Genomic DNA, 21,477 nt, shown 5'->3' on the forward strand with positions numbered 1-21,477 from the left:
AAAATTATGCAGTATATGAAAAAATACATAAAGAATATCGTTCCTGCCACATTCATGATGTTGGCTTTGGGGGCAACCTCATGTATCGGAGACTTAGATGTAGATCCTATCGATCCGAACATCGATACCAATGTTGATTTAAACGGATTGTTCAACAAGTGCTACGCCAATATGGCATTAGCCGGAAACGGTGGTGCTAACGGTGACTGTGATATTGACGGTTTGGATGGTGGTACGACAGGCTTTATCCGCCAATTGTTCAATTCCAACGAACTGACCACTGATGAAGCTATCTGCGGCTGGGGAGATGAAGGTGTAGCCAGTTTCTGCTACAATACTTACAATGCTTCCCATCCTATGTTAAACGGGTTCTATGCCCGTCTGACTACCGGCATCACCTATTGTAACCAATATCTGGCTATGGCTGGAGATACAGATGCCACCATGTCTGCCGAAATCCGCTTTGTACGTGCCCTACACTACTTCTTACTGATGGATGGTTGGGGAAACATACCCTTTACATTGGAACCAATGACCAAACCTGAACAAAGATCCAGAGCTCAAATGTATGAATGGCTTGAACAGGAACTGATCGGAATAGAACCGGCCCTTTCCGAAGCAAAAGCAAAAAAATCGACAGATGCCGGTTATGGTCGTGTAGACAAAGCTGCCTGCTGGCTGTTGCTCTCACGCCTGTACTTGAATTCGGAAATTTATACAGGAACGGCCCAATGGCAAAAAGCAAAAGAATATGCCGACAAAGTAATAAAATCCTCCTACCGGCTCAATACTGTGGGAAAAGGCGGATGGACTGCCTATCAAATGTTATTCATGGGTGACAACGGGGAAACTGATGCTGCTTACGAAGCTCTTCTACCCTTACTTCAAGACGGTCTGACAACCACCAGTTGGGGTACTTCCCTGTTCTTGATAGCTGGTTGCTTTGATGGTGAGATGCATGCAAACCCTAATGACCTGACAGCCACCAACGGTGTTTCTGCACAAAACTGGGGCGGTAACCGCGCACGTCCTGACCTCATCCGCAAATTCTTCCCTCAGAATGATGCCCCCGAACTGCCAAGCTACGACATGTATGTAGCAGCCAAAGACGACCGTGCTTTATTCGACGGTGTGGGACGTACCTTAAACAATGAAGATGTATCTACCTTTAAAAGCGGTTATGCTATTGCAAAATTCACCAACTTCAAAACAGACGGTTCAGCCGGACATGATGCCACCTTCGCCGATACCGACTACTTCTTGCTACGTGTTGCAGAAGCCTATCTGACTTTTGCAGAAGCCGATGCTCGCTTGAATGGAGGAAACACTACATCTGAAGGTACACAAGCAGTTAACTCCATCCGAAGTCGTGCACATGCTTCTACCCGTACAAATGCATATAGCCTGGATGATATTTGCGATGAATGGAGCCGAGAATTCTATTTTGAAGGCCGCCGCCGTATGGACTTAATTAGATTCAACCGCTATGGAGGCAACAACAATTACACTTGGCAATGGAAAGGCGGATCTTATGAAGGACGTAGTTTTGATGCACATCTTAATATTTTTGCCATCCCGACCAATGAGTTGACTGCCAACTCCAATTTGACTCAGAACCCGGGATACTGAAAACTTTTTGTTTTATAATTATTAAATGAAAATACAATGAATAAAATACTTAAATCATTTTTGATTATCGGATTGGGACTGGGTATATTCACCGCATGTGATGATGATCGCGACTCCAACCCAACGCTAATCTCACCCACCGAATTTGTCCTAAACACTCCAGCTATCAGCGGTACAGTAATCGATTTGGCCAATTCTTCCTCTATCGAAATATCCTGTTCACAACCCGACTACGGCTTCCCCGCCAACGTTGGATACTATGTGCAAGTGGCATTCGATGAATCCATGACCGATTTTACAGAAATAGGTAATGTCAATGCAGGAACAAAAATCAGTATAGACGCACCTCTTTTAGCTAGTACACTTACAGATATGAAAGTAAACAAAGGTGCAACCGATGTTGATTTTCCGATGGATATAGCGGTCTATATCCGCTTAAGAGCAGTTATGATGACCAGTGATAACAAAGCAATAGAAGGAACCGAAATACTTTCCAATGTAGTGTCATTGAATAAAGTACATTTACTTTTCTCGCTTCCTCCGGTCAATACCCCCGAAAACTTATATATCGTAGGCGGATTTAACGAATGGAACTGGGATTCGGCAACCAAGATGATTCCCGTAAACGGTGCAACTCATGTATTCTGGTCTATGGTATGGATAGACGATGCCGGCATCAAATTCAATCAGAGCAAAGCTTGGGATGGAAATGAAACAGGATTTTCTGGTATAAACAGTATAAACGGCGATTTGGCAGGCAATATCAAAGACAACGGAGACAATATCGCTACTGATACTCCGGGATGGTACTTAATGGTAATCACCTCTTCCGTTTCGGGACGCAACCTCGTCTATGATATACAGTTTAACAAACCTGAAATATGGTTGATGGGACCTGTTGTAGGCAACAGCGACTGGAAAGAGCAGGCTGAAGGCTGGTTATGTACCATTCCCGATACTTTTAACGCTTCTTTTGTCTCACCTGCTTTTGCTGCCAGTGTCCCGGGTGGCGATGGTGACGGTGTGCGTGCATACGTAAAAATTCCTACCTTTGAGTGGTGGAAGAGCGAGTTCATGGTCTTCGACGGCAAAATTGAATATCGTGCCAACGATGGAGACCAAGCACGAGTAGCAGGCAAAGCGGGACAGCAGCTCTACCTGAACTTCGCTACCGGCGAAGGCGAAATCAAATAATAATCTTTTTAATTGAATCAAGATGAAAAATATATCAATCCATTCATTAATCGGTCTGACTGTTCTGTGCATGTCTTCATGCACAGATGATTACACTGATTGGGCAACTCCTCAAGCCAACGAACAAGAAGCTGCAATAACCCTTCCCGATTTCTCGGCATCCAAGGTCGATGACATCAATTTATCCAATCCGGGGAGCAGCATCAAATTGTTCACTCTATCTAATGCCACACTTCCCGAAGGATATACCTTGGGCAATGTACGGGTAGAGCTCTCTACCGAGAAAGGTAAGGCAGGAGAACTGGAATCCAATACAGACGGAATGATTGACAGCCTGACCATTCAGAAGCTGGTAGTGGAAACTTACGGGAAACGTCCTATAGCGCGTCCCTTCATTGCCCAAGTATATGCCAATGCCATAAAAGACGGACAAGCCTTATTGGTAAATGCCGGTTCGTTTGACGTAAATTTCACTCCGGCCGCACCATTTATTGACACCGGTTACTATCTTGTAGGCGACATGTTCACAATAAAGAACGACAAGGATGAAACCTCGGTAAATGGTTGGAGCGCTGACGGCATGGTGGGATTCAGCCATTCGGGAACAGACGTTTATGAAGATTCCAAATTTTCCATCGTATTCACCACAACCGCTGATAATCAATGCTGGAAAATTATTCCGAAGACCAATACCGAGGGAGAATTCTGGGGAGCTGGTGTATTGGGAACCGTAACCGATGGAGATACCGCTACCGAAGGAACACTTACAACAAACAATCCACAAGCCGGCATGATAACTCAAGCCGGCATGTATAGAATGACATTGGATATGATGGAATACACCTACACACTGGAAGAGCTGGGTTTCGCTCCTTACATCTATGAAATAGGTAATAACACCTCATGGTCAGGTACTTGCCCGCTAGCCGGAATAAACTTTGATGGCAAATACAGAGGTTTCGCCTATTTGAACGGAGAATTCAAATACAAGCCGAACCCAGAAAAAGATAACTGGACAGGCGATTGGGAAAAAGTAAGTGGTGATGCTCTGGCAGGTACACTTGATGAAAACGGTGCAGGAAATATCGACGCTCCGGAAGCAGGGTTCTACATGATGGAAGTGGATTTGACTGCCATGACTTACAAGCATACCCTCATCTCAACTCTCGGAGTGATAGGTAGCGCCACCCCATCCGGATGGGATGCCGATACCGACATGACTTACAACGAAGAAGATGGAAGTTGGAATCTGACCACCAACCTAACGGATGGTGAAATCAAAATCCGCGCCAATAATGACTGGGACATCAACTGGGGTGGTTCGATAGCCGAACCGACTTTCAATGCCGGCAACATCGCTGTTACGGCCGGAAACTATACCATCAGGTTCATCCCTCAATGCGACGGCATGAACCTGTTGACCCTAACTAAGAACTAATCAATACAAGTATAGGTACGCTTCTTGTATCCTCCCCGTACCTATACCGACAAAAGGCGGTTTACGGCTTGCGGAATTTCCGTAATACTGTACTCCGCCTTATTCTTTTACCCCTTATAAACAAAGAAACCATGAAACGAATCCATCTCTTTCTAGTAGGTATACTATTCCTGCTTTGCTTGGTACCTCTGTCACAAGCCTGTTCTGACGATTCGCCGGAAATACCGGTTCCTCCGACTCCCGAAAACCCTGATCCTCCTACCGCCACTTGGAAAAATATCACTGCCGCCCCCGACAATTGGGATGGTACCAAGCGTGCCGACATCTCCTATCAATTATTAGTTTACTCCTTTGCAGACAAAGACGGTGACAAATACGGCGACCTCAACGGACTCATTGACAAGCTGGATTACATCAACAGCCTCGGAGTGACAGCCCTCTGGCTCTCCCCCATCCATCCTGCCATGTCCTATCACGGCTATGATGTGACAGACCATACCAAAGTCAATCCCAAACTAGGTACAGAGGCCGACTTCGACCGCCTCATCACCGAAGCCCACAAGCGCAACATAAAAATATACCTGGATTATGTAATGAACCATACGGGCAAAGCCCACCCTTGGTTCAAGGAAGCCACCTCATCTACTGATAATCTTTATCGTAGCTACTATCTCTTCTCCCAATCTCCTCAAACAGAGATAGCAGAAGGAAAAATAGCCATGATACCCAAAGAAGAATATGCCGCCAATGAATGGTTCGCAACCTCCTCCGAAGATACAGAAGTAAAAGGCATCTATACATTCAGCCTCGACTGGAGCAAAGCCTCGCAACCCACCGTCACAGTAACCCGGGCCGAAAAAGCCGATGCGGACAACCCTGACCCCGGCACAAACGGAGCCAAATACCTTTATTTCGGAGAAGGCATATGTAAAAAATTCTATGACAAAGGGAACAACCATTATGAACTGACCACAGACTTCGTGTCCTCTTGGGGATTTCTAATCCGCACTAGTAACGATCCTTCTTGGCCTGCAGGAACTAAATACGGTGCTACTTCTGCTTCCCACAAAGTCACTTTGGGAACTGCATTCACTCTTGATAACAAAACAGCGGCCGATATTCTGTTCGATTCCATGAACTTATGGTATTATCATTCCCAGTTTGCCACCGACTACTTTGCCGACCTCAACTATGGTGCGGTGGAACAAGCCACTTCTTCCCCTGCGTACATAGCCATGGCAAACAGTGCCAAAGGATGGATAGACCGAGGTGTGGACGGACTGCGGCTGGATGCTGTCAAGCACATCTACCACAGTGCTACCAGCAACGAAAATCCCCGTTTCCTGAATATGTTCTACGAAGACATGAACACTTATTACAAGCAAAAAGGACACACGGACAATTTCTACATGGTGGGTGAAGTACTGTCCGAATACAACGAAGTAGCCCCCTATTATGCCGGTCTGCCCGCTTTGTTCGAGTTCTCTTTCTGGTATCGTCTGGAATGGGCTCTCAATAATGCCACCGGATGTTATTTCACCAAAGACATCCTGAACTATAGGCAAGAATATGCCGCCTATCGTCCCGGGTACATCGCAGCAACCAAACTAAGCAACCATGATGAAGATCGTGCAGCCTCCAAGCTAGGTAAATCTACCGCCAAGGAGAAATTAGCAGCCGCTGTCCTGCTCACTACTCCCGGCTCACCTTATATTTATTATGGTGAAGAACTAGGATTATACGGCACCAAAGACAAAGGAGATGAATATGTACGCGGACCTATGTTGTGGGGAGACAGTTATACCACCCACTATACCGACAAAATAGATGCCACAGTAAGCACAAACATCCCCGATGTAACCAAACAGACGGCAGACCATCAGTCAGTATTGAATACCTACTTGATCTTTACCGCATTGCGTAACACCTATCCAGCGCTGGCCCAAGGAACCATGACCCGTCATGCTCTGTTCAACGAATCGGGAGAGGGAGAAAAAAAATACAAAAGTATTGCCGCCTGGTACATGACTAAAGATAGCGAGAAACTATTGGTTATTCATAATTTTGGCAATTCTGAAATAGAGATTCCCTTGACGGACAGGACGGAGAAAGCTATCGCCGTATCCGGAAATGTACAGGAGAAGGAAGACCATGGAAACTTTTATTTAAAACTAGACGGATATGCCTCCGTTGTCTATCTTCTAAAAAACTAATATACGAAAACACATGAAAGAAATATATCATAACCTCAAGAATTATATGCTAACCGCTTTGCTGGTATTATCCTCGTCAGCTTGCGGAAGCCACGGCAACGAACAGTCCGGAACAGATAATTCCGATACACCAGCACCTTCCAAAACCAGTTTTACTCAAGGAGCCGACATCAGTTGGGTGAGTGAAATGGAAAAAAAAGGGTTGAAGTTTTACAATCATGAAGGCATAGAAACCGACTGCTTCCAACTGATGAAAGAGCTGGGCATAAATGCCATCCGCCTGCGCGTATGGGTAAATCCCAAAGACAGATGGAACAGTAAACAAGACGTTGTGAACAAAGCCCGACGAGCCAAAGAACAAGGTCTGGATGTCATGGTAGACTTCCATTACAGCGACTCATGGGCTGATCCCGGACAACAGTTCAAGCCCAAGGCATGGATCGGCAAATCAGTAGCGGAACTAAAGACGGCCATTGCCGCCCATACCATCGACATCTTGCAAGCATTAAAGGCGGAAGACATATCCCCACGATGGGTACAAGTGGGTAACGAAATCCGTCCAGGAATGTTGTGGGATGAGAATGTCGCACTCAGCGGTGCATTCTATGATATCCGAGAATGTGATGTCAAAGGCTTAAACAGTACCAATGAGCGAGTGAAATATCCACAAAACACACAAAATCTGGCCGAGTTTGTCAATACCGGCTACGATGCCGTAAAAAAAATCTTCCCCCAAAGTATCGTTATTGTTCACATAGACAATGCCTGGGACGACTTAACTTGGTGGTTCAAGCAGTTCAAAGAAGCTGGAGGAAAATTGGATATGATTGGCCTGTCACACTATCCACAAACTCATTCCACAAAATTATGGCAAGAAATGAACTTGTTAGCATTAAAACACATCAGCCAACTAGCAAAGACTTTCCAAGTAAAAGTCATGATAACCGAAATAGGGGTAAAACAAAATGATTCCGCTTCCGCCCAAGTCCTTGCCGATTTTATAAACAAAGCCCGAGACATGGAATCTTGCGCTGGTGTATGGTACTGGGAACCGGAATGTTACGAATGGAACGGATATGATATGGGAGCCTTTGACAAAAACGGAAAACCCACAGCCATTATGAATGCATTCCAATCATCTACAAAAAGAAAGTAAAGATAACTCATAATCTTCCTGTTAATAATCGATAACCTAGAAGCCTAATATATGTATATAGGCTTCTAGGACTAACCGTGCAAGAGTTAAAAAGAGTATCCTAAAGAAATCCAAAACGTATTTCTGGCAAGACATTCATGTCCCGCAAACATCCACGCAAAATCCAAATGCACACCTGCATATTCCACTCCTGCCCCGGCCGTAGCATAACTGGCATCTCCTTTATTCTTATCACCATAATGATAACCGCCACGCAACATGAGATGCTCCATCCATGCATATTCCGCCCCGGCACTTACATTTAACGCCTGTACATCATCGGGGGAAAGCCTGTAACCCAGATCAGCGGTCAAAGTCAACCTATGCATTGATGCAAAAGGCAAGTCAGCAGCACCTCCTACTTTGACCATTGCAGGAAGAGCCTCTTTAGAGGTTAGGTATTTTATTTTCGGTCCAAGATTACTCGCATGAATCCCGACCGACCAACCGGCACCTTCCCAATCCTTTATCTCACGCTTATATAATATCCCCAAATCAAAAGCCACAGAACTCGCACCGTTGCTATTTCCTATCTTACCCATATCCGAATACAGATATTTAAAAGTAGCGGAAACCGAAAGATTCTTTATGACCTCGTATGCATAACCTGCCGCCACAGCTATTTCTTTGGGATGTATTCCCGAAGCATCCTCCCCTATTCCATCCATCTCCGGATAGCCGAAATAACGGAAACCTAACAGAATGGCATTGCGCTTATTAATTTTATAAAAACCGCCTAAACTATGAAGAGAGTATCCATACTCATAGTCACGCATCCACGGGGAATAAGTATACGTAACCCCACCTTTGTGCATGGCCTCCGATAAAGTTGCCGCACCATTATGGAAAACGGCATTATTTCCCCTCGAAATCGCCACACCGGCACCTCCCATGGCTGCGCTGCGTGCATCAACCGGTATAGTCAGATAGTTTGCCGCTCCGGTATTGACAGGTCCGGAATCCTCTTGTCCATAAGCTTTAATAAAAGTTATGCCTATTATAAACAGATATAGTCCTATTCGTTTCATGTCCTATTTCATTTTATCAGGATTAGTACTTGATAAATTTCTCTCTGATCTCCATCCCGTTCGCTCGGTACACCAATGTATAATATCCGGCAGAAAGCTTGGTTATGTCCACAGAATGCAAGGAGGCGGCTTCAAGTTCCAAATGAAGACTCAGCACCTTATTGCCAATGCCATTATACAAAGTCAGTTCTCCATTACCAGCCATACTGCTGCTTACACTAAATATCAGAGTATTATCAGTTACCTGATTGGACTTCAATGTAAAAGGATGAAGATTAGAAACATCTATCTTTAAAGCAGCTGTGGCATCCACGCATCCGTGCCCCAACTGGCCGGTATACCTCGGATTATATTCATCCAAATCGTATGCGCTTTGATAGAGGATTTCCTTCAGAGTTTCCGGTGTAAAACCTTTCTTGCCTACCCCATACTTCTCTATCACCAGTGCTGCCACACCGCTGACCAGCGGACACGCCATAGATGTACCGGCCAGATATTCATAATTACCGGCCAGTTTTGTAGTCGTACTCCATATCCGCCCATCTCCGTTCAATGCTCCTCCGGGAGCAGAAATATCCATATATGTACCATAATTGGAATAAGAAGCCTTTCTATAATCGGCCTCAATGGCTGCAACCGCAACTACCTTGTCATAATCAGCCGGCGCCGCTATCCTGGGGTCAGAAGTATTCGCATTGCCTGATGCAAACAATACAATCCCTCCTTTCATTGGACTTCCGTCAAGTTGCTCTCCGTTGTTATCACATCCGGCATATTTTATAAAGTAATCAATGGCTTCCTTATGTACAGGATTAATATATGAAGAGGTATTCCTCCCCGTTCCGACAGCGTATCCCCAACTATTCTGACTGATAACAGCTCCATTATCAGCACCATATTTAATAGCGGCAGCAATAAACGGATCAGAAGCGACTTCTCCTCCAGTGGAAGTCAGACTTTTTAAAATTTGGCAACTCATGAGTTTCACCCCACTGCCGGGAGTTCCGTTCCCTCCTGCAATGCTGCTGATACCTGTTTCATTATTATTTGTCGCACCAATAGTACCCGCCACATGAGTTCCGTGACGATGAGGGACCAAAATTGCATTATCATCTACAAAATTATAACCATGTACATCATCTATATACCCATTGCCATCATCATCTATACCATTCTTTGGTATCTCACCCGGATTCGTCCATAAATTATCCTGCAAATCAGGATGCTCCTGATTAATGCCGCCATCTACAACCGCTACAATAATAGCCGGATTCCCATTGTATTGTTTCCACACATCAACTAAACGGATATCCGCACCTTCCCTCTGCCAGGATTCTGTACCGGGATTATCAAAATACCATTGTTTGGATAAATCCGGATCATTGAACAACCACTCCCCCACTCTGATACCATACATATCCCATACTGTTTCCGGCCTTGCCCTGGAAACTATCTTAGGAACAGGAACAGCCATTTCAATACCATCTAGAAAAGCTACTTCAGCAGCTGCACGAGTCGCTGATGTGTCTTTGGAGAACCAAACATTGTACCATAAATGAAGCCCCTCCTTACGAGTACGTTCTTCAAATTTGCCGGCGTAGGGAAACGTACGTTCCATTCTCTCTATTTTCAAAGAAGAGGCAGCCCGGTCCAACACCTTAATTCCTGTCCTTACCGTGTTGCCAATACTCCTTATCTGCACCTCTTCTGTAGGTTCTTCTTTCAGTTTCACATAAATACAACCCTGAAGTGCATCTTCATCTGATAAATCAAAAATCAGCTGATTCCCTTCCGGTTTATCGGAAACAGAAGGAATTTCTTCTTGATGGCACGAGGCTATCAATATAATCATCAGAAAAAAAAGGACAGTCTTTTTCATTATAATATTCTGTGTTGTTAGTTGAAGTAATTAATTATTTCACAAATATAGCGTATTTCCCCGGTCTTGCAATGAAAAGGGGAAACAACCTCATTGAAATAAAAAGGTAAGCCTTTTTTCTTGTATTTTTGTCCGGCTGCGTTCATTGCTTCACCTTGGTGAAGAAGCGATTTCACTTAGGTAAACAGCCGTTGTCACATGGGTGAAGCAGTTGCTTCACCCATGTGAAATATCAAACGGAACGGAGTGAAGATATGATAAGGAACATCAAAAAACGGGAATAGAGTAAACCAACCCGACAGAAATACGTTGCGTGTCCGGACTCGTGCTTCCCAAAGCCTGCGCACGCCGGGTCAAATGATGCCCTTTATATAAAAGATGGGCAAAGATAAGCAGTTCACTATTACGCATCGGGAAATATTCCACACACGCCTGCGCATTCCATGTAGTACGATAAAGCCCTTTCTCAAAATGCCCGTTTGCTTTATAAATGCCTGCCCTCTCATAAGCGCCTTTCAAATAAAGATTCCAATTGGGATGAACGCGATAGTCAAAGTTTACCACGGTACTAAAGTATTCCGCATTCTGCGCCGTGGACGGAGCTGTTAAAACAGGACCTTGCAAATCACTGATAATGCCTTTGCTATCCAGCCCTTCACGAGAATACATTAAATCAATATAAGCAATAACAGGGCCTTTCTCATAAATATTACCCGCCGTAAAACAACAAAGATTCTTACCTTCCGCCAGCTGCCCATATGAGGCCGCATATCGTAATTGTACCGCGTTATCAAAGAAGAACCCGTTCCAATTGACTGTTGACAGAACAGGAACTTTAGCTTTTTCCACTCCTTGCGGCAAACCGTAAAGATAGGTTTCATCATTTTCTCCACTACGGTTATTTACTACCTGAAGCACCAACTCATTGGTGGATGACAGATTGAATCTTCCCGCCACTCCTGCCTGATAACAACTGATGTTATCATTAAACTCACTATACTCGCGGACTTTGATGGCATTGACATAATATTCATAGCCACCCAAAGCGATATCTTGTTTTCCGGCAGTCAACGTGAATTTATCAGACATTTTCCAATTCACCAAAGCATACTCAATGGAAGAGGACAAATTATCCAACGAGTGGGGATTGCTGTATTTATTAAACGACTGACGGAAATGATAAGAAAATTGTTTACTGAAAGAACCTAATATCTCCAGTTTTACACGATTCAGTTTAAAAGAGGCATCCTCTAAATCTCCTTCAATAAAGTTGGCAACTCCCGAAGTGGAGAATTGCAGGTTCATGTGTGCCGAAAGATTCGGATTGCTATTAGGAAACAAACGTCCCACCAAACTACGGATAGAATCATCCGGACTGATTAACGGCTGTTCTTGCGCCTTCAAAGTCAATACGACGCATAATAAGATACAGCATGACAAGAGTAGTCTTTTCATGGGGTATTTTCGTAGTATTAAATTTCGGTTAATGTAATAAATCAGGGATAATAAAACCGAAGATGCTTAAATCATTCCTCTTTTCTTCAATTCTTCTGCCGCAACCTCCAGCTCTTTATACCATTCTTCACCAAATTTCCGCACCAACGGTTCCTTTAAGAACTTGTATACAGGAAGGTTCTCTTTTTTTCCCAATAACACGGCGGCTTTACATACATCCCAACGATGATAATTCACCGCTTTATAAGGGCCATAATCACCTATACGGATGGGATAAAGATGACAAGAGATTGGTTTATAGAAATCGGTCTTACCTGCCCGGAAGGCTTTCTCGATGGCACAATAACAATACCCTTTCTCGTCATAACAGGTAAATACACAATCTTTCTGATTGACGATGGAAGTTACCAAATCGCCCTCTTCATCTGTATAAACCACTCCCTGCTTATCAATCACCGTCCGTGCCTCGGGTGAAAGCTCGTCCCAAATAACAGGAAGCACCTCTTCCAGTTTTTCCACTTCATCCAATTCCACCGGTGCACCGGCATCTCCCTCTATGCAGCACTCACCTTTGCAGGCATCGAGATTACAAAGAAATTTCTCACGAAACACATCAAGGGAGATTACAACATCATCTATCTGTATCATCTCTTATTAAATTAAAATGTCATTCCGGACAAAGTGACGAATCCATGCTTCATTACAGATTCCTCACCTTGTTCAGAATGACAAATAAATATACTTTCTACATTATTTTATCAAATCCCGTCCGGTCATGTCGGCAGGCTGGGGCATGCCCAAAATGTGCAAGATAGAAGGAGCAACATCTGCCAATACACCATTTTCCACTTTAGCATTCTTGTTCTCTGTTACATATACAAATGGAACAGGGTTCAAAGAGTGAGCCGTATTAGGTGTACCATCTTCATTCAGTGCATGGTCGGCATTACCGTGGTCGGCAATAATGATTACTTCATAATCATTAGCCTTGGCAGCTTCCACTGTATCTTTCACGCACTCGTCAATAGCCTTCACTGCTTTTTCAATAGCGTCATAGATACCTGTATGACCTACCATATCACCATTAGCGTAATTCACGACAATGAAATCGAATTTCTGGGTCTTGATGGCTTCTACCAATTTATCCTTCACTTCATAAGCACTCATCTCAGGCTTCAAGTCGTAAGTAGCCACTTTCGGAGATGGAACCAAGATACGCTCTTCGGCATCATACGGAGTTTCACGACCACCATTGAAGAAGAAAGTCACGTGAGCATACTTTTCCGTTTCTGCAATGTGTAACTGAGTCTTACCGTTAGCAGCCAGATATTCACCCAACGTATTTTGAACATTTTCCTTGTCGAACAGAATATGAACACCCTTGAAAGACGCATCATACGGAGTCATGCAATAAAACTGCAAGCCCGGAATAGTATGCATACCTTGTTCCGGCATATCCTGTTGAGTCAGCACAACAGTCAATTCCTTGGCACGGTCGTTACGGTAGTTGAAGAAGATAACCACATCACCTTCTTTGATGGTACCGTCTACGGTAGAATTATTGATCGGTTTGATGAATTCATCTGTAACACCTTCATCGTATGATTCCTGCATAGCCTGAACCATATCGGTGGCTTGCTTTCCTTTACCTTCAACCAACAGGTCGTATGCTTCTTTCACACGTTCCCAACGCTTGTCACGATCCATAGCATAGAAGCGACCAACGATAGAAGCGATTTTACCGGCTGATTTTTCACAGTGCGCAGTCAGTTGTTCGATAAAGCCTTTACCACTCTTCGGGTCTGTGTCACGACCATCCATAAAGCAGTGGATAAATGTATTTTCAATGCCATATTCTTTAGAGATATCGCAAAGTTTGAACAAATGATCGAATGAACTGTGTACACCACCGTTTGAAGTCAATCCCATAAAGTGGATGTTCTTGCCATTTTCCTTTGCGTAAGAGAAAGCGGAAACAATCTCGGGATTCTTCATTATGCTGTTGTCGGCACATGCACGGTTAATCTTTACCAAATCCTGATAAACGATACGTCCTGCACCGATATTCAAGTGTCCTACTTCGGAGTTACCCATCTGTCCGTCGGGCAAACCAACGTTCTCACCGCTAGCCTGCAATTCAGAGTGCGGATAGTTTGCCAACAGAGAATCCCAGTAAGGAGTGGGAGTGTTAAAGATTACATCGTCTTTACCTTGATCGCCGATACCCCAACCATCAAGAATCATTAAAAGGGCTTTTTTACTCATAATCTTATTTTGTTTAAAGTTTATCCTTGCTTTTTCCGGGTGCAAAGGTACAAAAAAGCCCTGTCAATGAATAATGTTTCACCTATTTTTTATAGAGGAAGTTCGATGATAAAATGCAGTCCGTCTTTAAATTCCATATCCCGAGTCAATTTTGCATTCATACGCCCGGCAATCATTTCACAAACCAGCAAAACAATATCCGGCGCACCGGCAAGACACGACTCCCTCCCTTTGTTCTGTAATGCGGTTAATATACTTCGGCAAATACTCTAATTATATTATTTGATTAGTACGTACTACACATTCTTCCGGAAATCGATATAGAAGCTTCGATTCTTGTGTTATAAAACATACCTTTTCATCTTGCTGTTTATGAATAAATTGCATTCCTTTGCATCGGGACAGTTCAGCACAGTTTGCATTGTCCGCGTAAAACCTTAAACAGTTCATGAAAGTTACCTTTGGACAGCAGACCACTAAAGTGAAACAACTGGCTGATTTACTCAGTCAGGAGATTTCCATGGGCAAATATAAATCGGACTGCACATTACCGTCCATCAACAAACTGAGCCGTGAGTATCAAGTGTCGCGGGATACGGTGTTCAAAGCATTCATTGATTTAAAAGACCGGGGAATAATAGACTCTACTCCGGGAAAAGGTTACTACGTTACCAACAAGCTTACAAACATTCTGCTTCTGCTGGACGAATATTCTCCCTTTAAATACTCGTTATATAATAGTTTTATCAAAAAACTATCCATCAACTACAAAGTAGATTTATTGTTTCATCAATATAATGAACGACTTTTCAATACCATCTTACGTGAATCAATAGGCAGATACAATAAATACATTGTGATGAACTTCGACAATGAGAAACTATCCCCCCATCTTTACAAAATAGATTCGTCTAAGTTGCTGCTGTTGGATTTCGGGAAGTTCGATAAAAAGGATTATTCATACGTATGTCAGGATTTTGACGATTCCTTTTATCATGCATTGGCCGCATTGAAAGAACATCTGAGAAAATATCAGAGACTAGTACTTTTATTTCCCGAAGACATCAAACACCCCCGTAGCAGTTGTCAGTATTTCAATTGTTTCTGTCAGGATTATCACATTGATTCAGCCATTGTGGAAAATACAGACCGGATACAAGTCCGTAAAGGAGAAGTATACATTGCAATCCGTCAGATAGAGGTAGTCAATATAATCAAGCAAAGCCGGACAACCGGGCTGAAATGCGGAGAAGATTTCGGACTGATAGCCTACAATGACACTCCTGCCTACGAGGTAATAGACCAAGGGATTACGGTACTCAGTATCAACTGGGAAGAGCTGGGGCGGAAAGCCGCAGAATTTGTACTAACCGGACAGGAAATAAGAACTTATCTCCCTACCGAAGTCCATTTAAGAAATTCAATTTAACAACTAAAACCTATGTATATCATGAAAAAGTATCCTAAAATCGGGATTCGTCCCACTATCGACGGCCGCCAGGGTGGTGTCCGCGAAAGCCTTGAAGACAAGACTATGAACCTGGCAAAAGCTGTTGCCGAACTGATTTCATCCAACTTGAAAAACGGTGACGGAAGCCCCGTGGAATGTGTAATAGCAGACAGCACCATCGGTCGTGTAGCCGAAAGCGCCGCTTGTGCCGAGAAATTCGAACGCGAAGGAGTAGGTGCCACCATTACCGTAACCAGTTGCTGGTGCTATGGCTCCGAAACAATGGATATGCACCCGCACTGGCCGAAAGCAGTCTGGGGATTCAACGGCACAGAGCGTCCGGGAGCCGTTTATCTGGCTGCCGTATTAGCCGGGCACGCACAGAAAGGGCTGCCTGCATTCGGTATTTACGGACACGATGTACAAGATTTGGATGACAACACGATTCCGGCCGATGTAGCAGAAAAACTATTGCGTTTCGCCCGTGCCGCCATGGCTGTAGCCAATATGCGCGGAAAAAGCTATCTTTCTTTCGGTAGTGTCTGCATGGGTATCGCCGGCTCTATTGTCGATCCTGACTTTTTCCAGGAATATCTGGGAATACGTAATGAAAGCGTGGACGAAACTGAGATCCTGCGCCGTATGGAAGAAGGAATCTATGACCATGAAGAATATGCCAAGGCAATGGCCTGGACTGAAAAATATTGCAAGCCCAACGAAGGGGAAGACTTTAAGAACCGTCCCGAAAAGCGCAAAACCCGTGAAGAGAAGGATGCCGACTGGGAATTTATTGTAAAAATGACTATCATCATGCGTGACTTGATGGTCGGCAACCCGAAATTGCTTGAAATGGGATTCAAAGAAGAAGCTATCGGCCATAATGCCATCGCAGCCGGCTTCCAGGGGCAACGCCAATGGACTGACTGGAAACCAAACGGTGACTTCAGTGAAGCACTGCTCAACACCACTTTCGACTGGAACGGCATTCGCGAAGCATACGTTCTGGCTACCGAAAATGATGCTTGCAATGGTGTTGCCATGTTATTCGGTCACCTGCTGAGTGGCTGTGGACAGATGTTCTCCGACATCCGTACTTACTGGAGCCCCGAAGCAGTAAAACGTGTCACCGGCAAAGAACTTACCGGAATGGCTAAAAACGGTATCATCCATCTTATCAACTCTGGTGCAACCACTCTGGACGCTACCGGTGAGAGCCATAATGAAGCGGGAGAGCCCTGCATGAAGCCCAACTGGGAAATGACTGAAGCCGATGTCGAAGCTTGTCTGAAAGCTACAACCTGGTATCCGGCAGATCGCGACTATTTCCGTGGAGGCGGTTTCTCTTCCAATTTCTTGTCTAAAGGCGGTATGCCTGTCACCATGATGCGTCTTAATCTGGTAAAAGGCTTAGGCCCAGTATTGCAACTGGCAGAAGGCTGGACAGTAGATATTGATCCGGAAATCCATCAGGTACTGAACATGCGGACAGACCCCACATGGCCTACTACTTGGTTTGTACCCCGCCTATGCGACAAACCTGCATTCCGTGATGTCTATTCGGTAATGAACAACTGGGGAGCCAACCACGGCGCCATCAGCTATGGACACATCGGACAGGATTTAATAACTCTGGCATCTATGCTACGTATTCCTGTTTGTATGCATAATGTAGAAGACGACAAGATTTTCCGCCCGGCATCATGGAATGCCTTCGGTATGGATAAGGAAGGTTCCGACTACAGAGCTTGCTCAACTTACGGACCCATTTATAAATAGTTAATAAATTGAGAATTGAAAATTAAAAACAGAGAAAAGGTTATATGCCTCTCCTTTTTGTTTTCAATTCTCATTTCTTAATTTTTAATTCTCAATCTTTAATTTAAGAAATGAAAGATACAGATCAACCCATCCTGTACAAAGATGGAGTCAGCTACGTACTACCGTTTATATTAGTCACCTGCTGCTTCGCCCTGTGGGGATTCGCCAATGATATCACCAATCCGATGGTAAAAGCATTCTCTAAAATCTTCCGGATGAGTGTCACCGATGGCGCATTGGTGCAAGTTGCCTTCTATGGCGGATATTTCGCCATGGCTTTTCCGGCAGCTATGTTTATCCGTAAATACTCTTATAAAGCCGGTATCCTGCTGGGATTGGGACTTTATGCCGTAGGAGCCTTATTATTCTTTCCCGCTAAAATGACAGGCAGCTACTATCCGTTCTTATTAGCTTATTTTATTCTGACCTGCGGACTCTCCTTCCTCGAAACCAGTTCCAACCCTTACATCTTGTCCATGGGAACAGAAGCTACCGCTACCCGACGTCTCAATCTGGCACAATCGTTTAACCCTATGGGCTCTTTACTGGGAATGTATGTAGCCATGAACTTTATCCAGGCGAAACTAAATCCGATGGATACGGCAGAACGAGCCCAACTAAACCCGGCAGAATTTGCAATGGTAAGAGATGCGGACCTGTCCGTACTGATCGCTCCTTATCTCACTATCGGAATAGTCATATTAGTTATGCTTCTAGTGATACGTTTTACCCAAATGCCCAAAAATGGTGACCAGTCTCACAGTATCAATTTCGGTCCCACACTGAAGCGTATCTTCTCCATCCATCATTACCGCGAAGGAGTGGTGGCACAATTCTTCTATGTAGGTGCGCAGATTATGTGTTGGACCTTCATCATCCAATACGGCACACGCCTGTTCATGTCACAAGGTATGGAGGAAAAAGCTGCCGAAGTACTATCACAAGAATATAATATCATTGCGATGGTTATTTTCTGTATCAGCCGTTTTATCTGTACCTTCATCTTGCGCTACCTCAATCCAGGTAAATTATTGGCCATACTTGCCATTGCGGGTTGCTGCTTCACCGCCGGAGTCATCTTCTTCCAGGATATCTGGGGTATGTACTGCCTGGTAGCTGTTTCAGCCTGTATGTCATTAATGTTCCCCACGATCTATGGCATAGCGCTTACCGGATTGGGAGATGATGCAAAGTTTGGAGCAGCCGGCCTGATTATGGCTATTTTAGGAGGTTCCGTACTTCCTCCTTTACAAGCAAGTATTATTGATATGAATACCATTTGGAATATGCCAGCCGTAAATGTTTCATTTATCCTGCCATTTATCTGTTTTGTGATAATCACTATTTATGGACATCGCTCTTATCAACGGGGAAAATATTGATATGCTGAATAAGACCATTGTAAAAAAGTGAAACGAAGAATCTGTTACTACTCATATGAATCAAACAGATTCTTCGCTTTATTTTCAACCAAGTAGAATGAAATGTAAAGAAGTTATCCCATCCTCCTATATATTCTTCAAATTAGAAAGGAATCTCTAATTGGGGATCTGTTCCCAACAAATTAAAAGTCATCCGATGATATGGCGTTGTTCCATGTTCACGGATAGCCGCACGATGCTTTTTAGTAGGATAACCTTTATTACTATTCCAATCATAAAAAGGATATTCTTTATGCAGTTCATTCATATAATCATCACGATAGGTTTTCGCCAGAATAGATGCAGCGGCAATAGAAAGATATTTTCCATCTCCTTTTACCACAGTAGTATGCGGCAAATCCTGATACTTTTTAAAACGATTCCCATCAATCAACAAATGTTGGGGACGAATTTTCAATTGATCCACAGCACGATGCATTGCCAGAAAAGACGCATTAAGGATATTTATCTCGTCTATCTCTTCAGGAGTCACTACACCTACAGCCCATGCCAATGCTTCTCTTTCCACAATCTCTCGCAGCGCATAACGCTGATGCTCCGTCAGTTGCTTGGAATCATTCAGCAATTCATTCTTAAAATCTACAGGTAAAATAACAGCTGCTGCATATACAGATCCTGCCAGACATCCCCTGCCCGCCTCATCACAACCGGCCTCTATCAGATCTTTATTCAAATAAGGTAATAACATAGCTCATCTTTATTGTTGCTTGCAAAGATATTCTTTTAAAAGAGAAACAAGAGTGTCTTTTTACAAAGAAAATCACTATTTTTGCAAAAATACGCTTGATTATGAAAAACAACCTACTTGTATATATTCTCCTTTGCCTGCTGAATCTCTCATGGGCTAATGCCCGTAATAAACAACAAGAAGCCGAGGCACTGATTAAAAAGTCGGTTGAAGCCTTATACAATAATCCGAAGCAGGCCAGTTACTATGCTGCCAAGGTTATTGAATTGTTTCCTGAAGAAAGGCAAAATGATCAAAAAGCCGAAGCAATGTTCTATTACAGTCAGGCAGAAAAGCTATTAGGCAATTTTGATGTGAGCATCAAAAATCTATATGACGCATTGGAGTATGCAACTCCTGCCAATAAAGAGCTGAATGGACAAATTTACGCACTGATAGGAGCACTCTATTGTAAACTGACCGACTATAACAAAGCGATCGAAATGAATGAGAAAGCCATCTCAATCTTTAAATCCATCGGAGATTCCATTTCTATCGCACTATGCTACAATGATCGTGGCATCATCCATTATTCCATGAATGAGTTCAACACAGCTGAACAATTCCTCAAACAAGCCCTTATAATAAACCGCAGTCAGAAAAATTTAAGAGGGATATCCGCCAATTTGAATAATCTATGTTTATATGAGGGTGATTTTAATGAAAAGCTAAGTTTAATTAATGAGGCCATTGTCATCAACAAGAACTTGAATTCTCAATGGTCATTAGGGGAAAACTATAACAATATGGGAAAACAATACTTCTATGCAAAACAATATAACAATGCCTTGATGGCTTTACAAAGAGCATACGAGGTCGCTTCTTCCATCAGTGCCAAAGAACTGATTTGTGATAATTACGAATATTTATCTTGGGTATACGATGCCCTTGGAGACCATAAAAACGCTTATAAATGCCTGATACAACTATATACCCTTAGCAAAGAATTGCAAAGTGGAAGTAAATTACGCATCGTAGAACAGGAAATTTCCCATAAACAATATCAAAACCAACAAAGGAAAGCAGAACTAAGAGAGCAAGCTTATGAAATAGAACTGCTGAAACGGAACCTGTTTGTACTAGTAATCATATTCATCTCATTGATAGTACTCAGTATATTTCTATACCAATGGTATAAACGCAAAAAGAATATGCAGTTAATGGTTACCCGCTATAATCTGGAGCAATCGGAACACGAATTGGCAGAACTTAAAGTACGACAGCAAGAACTCGAATTAAAATCTGTACAAAGCGCATTATACAACAGTCGTCAGGAAGCTACCAGTTTTGCTGTATTCCTGCATAGCCGCAATGAAATGCTGGAGAAAATCAGAGAAATGATAAAGCAAGGATATAAGATGGACCAACAGGCATTGATACCTCATCTGAAGAAAGTCAATGCTTTCATCAGCCAATATCAGAATGGAGATAAGACGAACAGCACCTTGCTGATGAATGTTGAAGAAAAGAACCAGGAGTTTCTTCAACGGCTATCCGAACGGCATCCCAATTTAACACAAGGAGAAAGATATCTAGCTACTTTATTACGGGTAAATCTATCTACCAAAGAAATCTCGATGCTCACAGGAAATGTTCCCAAAACAATCAACATGAATCGATATCGTTTACGTAAATCTCTAAACTTATCTTCGGAGGATGACTTGACAGACTATCTACAAAATATTTAAAGAACCTATATTTTTATAGTTTTTATCAAACAGCATTTTGTAGATATTATTTCTTT

15 protein-coding genes are annotated in these 21,477 nt (G+C 43.3%); 9 read left to right on the forward strand and 6 right to left on the reverse strand.

Translation table 11 applies throughout. The annotated features are described in order from the left end of the window. Positions 1-6: 6 nt before the first annotated feature. From RE317_RS10370 to RE317_RS10390, 5 genes are all read left to right on the forward strand, one after another. Positions 7-1,629 carry a RagB/SusD family nutrient uptake outer membrane protein gene (locus RE317_RS10370; RefSeq protein ID WP_005838915.1) on the forward strand — a complete coding sequence of 541 codons (1,623 nt, stop codon included), beginning with the start codon at positions 7-9 and terminating at the stop codon, positions 1,627-1,629. 36 nt (positions 1,630-1,665) lie between these two features. Beyond that, positions 1,666-2,823 carry a SusF/SusE family outer membrane protein gene (locus RE317_RS10375; protein WP_005838912.1) on the forward strand — a complete coding sequence of 386 codons (1,158 nt, stop codon included), beginning with the start codon at positions 1,666-1,668 and terminating at the stop codon, positions 2,821-2,823. Between the two features lie 22 nt (positions 2,824-2,845). Beyond that, positions 2,846-4,261 carry a DUF5115 domain-containing protein gene (locus tag RE317_RS10380; RefSeq protein ID WP_005838910.1) on the forward strand — a complete coding sequence of 472 codons (1,416 nt, stop codon included), beginning with the start codon at positions 2,846-2,848 and terminating at the stop codon, positions 4,259-4,261. Between the two features lie 131 nt (positions 4,262-4,392). Then, positions 4,393-6,474 (forward strand): alpha-amylase family glycosyl hydrolase, encoded by a 2,082-nt coding sequence (locus tag RE317_RS10385; RefSeq protein WP_005838908.1) that lies wholly within the window; start codon positions 4,393-4,395, stop codon positions 6,472-6,474. Positions 6,475-6,487: 13 nt separating this feature from the next. Further along, entirely contained in the window at positions 6,488-7,630 is a 1,143-nt protein-coding gene (locus RE317_RS10390; protein WP_008668514.1) for a glycosyl hydrolase 53 family protein, read from the forward strand. Positions 7,631-7,716: 86 nt separating this feature from the next. On the opposite strand, the gene RE317_RS10395 is transcribed toward RE317_RS10390, so the two are convergent. From RE317_RS10395 to gpmI, 5 genes are all read right to left on the reverse strand, one after another. After that, a complete protein-coding gene (locus RE317_RS10395; RefSeq protein ID WP_008668515.1) occupies positions 7,717-8,697 on the reverse strand; it encodes a PorV/PorQ family protein in 981 nt (326 codons plus the stop codon). A 22-nt stretch (positions 8,698-8,719) separates the two neighbouring features. Beyond that, on the reverse strand, positions 8,720-10,576 hold the full coding sequence (locus RE317_RS10400) for a S8 family serine peptidase (RefSeq protein WP_008668516.1): 1,857 nt from the start codon (positions 10,574-10,576) through the stop codon (positions 8,720-8,722). A 267-nt stretch (positions 10,577-10,843) separates the two neighbouring features. Beyond that, positions 10,844-12,031, reverse strand: a complete 1,188-nt coding sequence (locus tag RE317_RS10405; protein ID WP_005849642.1) for a porin — start codon at positions 12,029-12,031, stop codon at positions 10,844-10,846. A gap of 66 nt (positions 12,032-12,097) precedes the next feature. Then, a complete protein-coding gene (locus tag RE317_RS10410; protein ID WP_008668517.1) occupies positions 12,098-12,679 on the reverse strand; it encodes a DUF3109 family protein in 582 nt (193 codons plus the stop codon). 102 nt (positions 12,680-12,781) lie between these two features. Beyond that, positions 12,782-14,296: a 2,3-bisphosphoglycerate-independent phosphoglycerate mutase gene (gpmI, locus tag RE317_RS10415; protein ID WP_005849646.1), complete on the reverse strand. Its 1,515-nt coding sequence runs from the start codon at positions 14,294-14,296 to the stop codon at positions 12,782-12,784. 448 nt (positions 14,297-14,744) lie between these two features. Here gpmI and RE317_RS10420 point away from each other — a divergent pair, with 448 nt between their 5' ends. The 3 genes from RE317_RS10420 (at position 14,745) to fucP (ending at position 18,946) form a co-directional block, all read left to right on the forward strand. Beyond that, positions 14,745-15,725, forward strand: a complete 981-nt coding sequence (locus RE317_RS10420) for a GntR family transcriptional regulator (RefSeq protein ID WP_005838891.1) — start codon at positions 14,745-14,747, stop codon at positions 15,723-15,725. A gap of 21 nt (positions 15,726-15,746) precedes the next feature. Next, entirely contained in the window at positions 15,747-17,522 is a 1,776-nt protein-coding gene (fucI, locus tag RE317_RS10425) for an L-fucose isomerase (RefSeq protein WP_005849650.1), read from the forward strand. Between the two features lie 110 nt (positions 17,523-17,632). Beyond that, positions 17,633-18,946 (forward strand): L-fucose:H+ symporter permease, encoded by a 1,314-nt coding sequence (gene fucP / locus RE317_RS10430; RefSeq protein ID WP_008668518.1) that lies wholly within the window; start codon positions 17,633-17,635, stop codon positions 18,944-18,946. Between the two features lie 142 nt (positions 18,947-19,088). Here the strand turns inward: fucP and RE317_RS10435 are convergent, their stop codons facing one another. After that, entirely contained in the window at positions 19,089-19,694 is a 606-nt protein-coding gene (locus RE317_RS10435) for a ribonuclease HII (protein WP_005838886.1), read from the reverse strand. A gap of 101 nt (positions 19,695-19,795) precedes the next feature. On the opposite strand from RE317_RS10435, the gene RE317_RS10440 reads away from it, so the two are divergent. After that, positions 19,796-21,421, forward strand: a complete 1,626-nt coding sequence (locus RE317_RS10440; protein ID WP_008668520.1) for a tetratricopeptide repeat protein — start codon at positions 19,796-19,798, stop codon at positions 21,419-21,421. Positions 21,422-21,477 lie beyond the last annotated feature (56 nt).

Origin of the sequence: Phocaeicola sp. GP0067 (assembly GCF_031119655.1) — a bacterium.
GTDB classification, from domain to species: Bacteria; Bacteroidota; Bacteroidia; order Bacteroidales; family Bacteroidaceae; genus Phocaeicola; species Phocaeicola vulgatus.

Bases quoted from the DNA above. Each gene is read 5' to 3' on its own strand.
- RE317_RS10370 (WP_005838915.1), top strand. From the start codon at position 7: ATGCAGTATATGAAAAAATACATAAAGAATATCGTTCCTGCCACATTC.
- RE317_RS10375 (WP_005838912.1), top strand. From the start codon at position 1,666: ATGAATAAAATACTTAAATCATTTTTGATTATCGGATTGGGACTGGGT.
- RE317_RS10380 (WP_005838910.1), top strand. From the start codon at position 2,846: ATGAAAAATATATCAATCCATTCATTAATCGGTCTGACTGTTCTGTGC.
- RE317_RS10385 (WP_005838908.1), top strand. From the start codon at position 4,393: ATGAAACGAATCCATCTCTTTCTAGTAGGTATACTATTCCTGCTTTGC.
- RE317_RS10390 (WP_008668514.1), top strand. From the start codon at position 6,488: ATGAAAGAAATATATCATAACCTCAAGAATTATATGCTAACCGCTTTG.
- RE317_RS10395 (WP_008668515.1), bottom strand. From the start codon at position 8,697: ATGAAACGAATAGGACTATATCTGTTTATAATAGGCATAACTTTTATT.
- RE317_RS10400 (WP_008668516.1), bottom strand. From the start codon at position 10,576: ATGAAAAAGACTGTCCTTTTTTTTCTGATGATTATATTGATAGCCTCG.
- RE317_RS10405 (WP_005849642.1), bottom strand. From the start codon at position 12,031: ATGAAAAGACTACTCTTGTCATGCTGTATCTTATTATGCGTCGTATTG.
- RE317_RS10410 (WP_008668517.1), bottom strand. From the start codon at position 12,679: ATGATACAGATAGATGATGTTGTAATCTCCCTTGATGTGTTTCGTGAG.
- gpmI (WP_005849646.1), bottom strand. From the start codon at position 14,296: ATGAGTAAAAAAGCCCTTTTAATGATTCTTGATGGTTGGGGTATCGGC.
- RE317_RS10420 (WP_005838891.1), top strand. From the start codon at position 14,745: ATGAAAGTTACCTTTGGACAGCAGACCACTAAAGTGAAACAACTGGCT.
- fucI (WP_005849650.1), top strand. From the start codon at position 15,747: ATGAAAAAGTATCCTAAAATCGGGATTCGTCCCACTATCGACGGCCGC.
- fucP (WP_008668518.1), top strand. From the start codon at position 17,633: ATGAAAGATACAGATCAACCCATCCTGTACAAAGATGGAGTCAGCTAC.
- RE317_RS10435 (WP_005838886.1), bottom strand. From the start codon at position 19,694: ATGTTATTACCTTATTTGAATAAAGATCTGATAGAGGCCGGTTGTGAT.
- RE317_RS10440 (WP_008668520.1), top strand. From the start codon at position 19,796: ATGAAAAACAACCTACTTGTATATATTCTCCTTTGCCTGCTGAATCTC.